A 958-nucleotide genomic window follows, 5' to 3' on the forward strand; every position below is an offset into this window, starting at 1 on the left:
AGACCTCGGGAACGCCGCAGACCTCGGGAACGCCCGCAGACCTCGGGAACGCCGCAGACCTCGGGAACGCCCGCAGACCTCGGGAACGCCCGCAGACCTCGGGAACGCCCGCAGACCTCGGGAACGCCCGCAGACCTCGGGAACGCCCGCTCGCCGTCACACGGCGTCGCGCCCAAATCGCGGCAGGACCGATGACATGCCTTTCTGGATCACCTTTGCCACCCAATTCTGACGGGTGTGACGCTGGTCATGAAATTGGTATCGCCTGTCATTGATCGGGGCCTGTGATCTTGGTTCGTGTCCGGAATAATTGGTGACATGGGGCAACTCCAATTGTTTTCCCGGGCCGAACTCGCGGGCCTACGCGACCGAACGAAGGCACGCAATTATTCGGCGAGCCGTGACGAGTTTCGCCGCGATCATGAACGACGCCGCGCATGGGGTCTACAACGTCGTCACGCCGAGCGGCTGCGACACGTCCGCGAGCAGCAGGCAGGCTGCTGGCCCGAAGATCTCCAGATCAAGCCCACCAGCCTCGAAACCGACCGACCGGGCCCGGCAGATCCCCCGCCGGCGCACACGCCGCCACCCTCTCGTGCGGCGCGCCAGCCGGCTCAAAGCCGCCACCCACAGACCAGCCAGGGAACGCACGCCAAACCGGTCGAGCACCCCGAACCAGTCGTCCAGGCCGCGCAGGCCGAACCGGTCGAACAGGCCGAACGGGCCACGCCGGTTGAGCAGGCCGAGCCGATCGGCGCAGGCCAAGCCGGTCGAACAGGCCGGAGCAGCTGAGCAAGCCGCGCAGCCCGGGCCGGTCGAGCAGGCCAAGCGGGCCGGACCAGCTGAGCAAGCCGCGCAGCCCGGGCCGGTCGAGCAGGCCGAACGGGCCGAACAGGCCAAGCCAGCCGCGCAGGCCAAGCCGATCGAACAGGCCGGGCCAGCTGAGCAAGCCACGCGG

General features: G+C 68.6%; 1 protein-coding gene and 1 pseudogene. One reads left to right on the forward strand and one right to left on the reverse strand.

What is annotated here, in order from left to right; genetic code table 11:
* Window positions 1-444: 444 nt before the first annotated feature.
* Complete coding sequence (locus tag DMB66_RS62160) at window positions 445-765, reverse strand: hypothetical protein (RefSeq protein ID WP_158647733.1); 321 nt, start codon at window positions 763-765, stop codon at window positions 445-447.
* On the opposite strand from DMB66_RS62160, the pseudogene DMB66_RS65095 reads away from it, so the two are divergent.
* A pseudogene (locus tag DMB66_RS65095) lies at window positions 734-958 on the forward strand (hypothetical protein); the annotation flags it as partial. The gene DMB66_RS62160 and the pseudogene DMB66_RS65095 sit on opposite strands and share 32 nt — an antisense overlap.

The sequence above is a fragment of the Actinoplanes sp. ATCC 53533 genome (assembly GCF_003947245.1).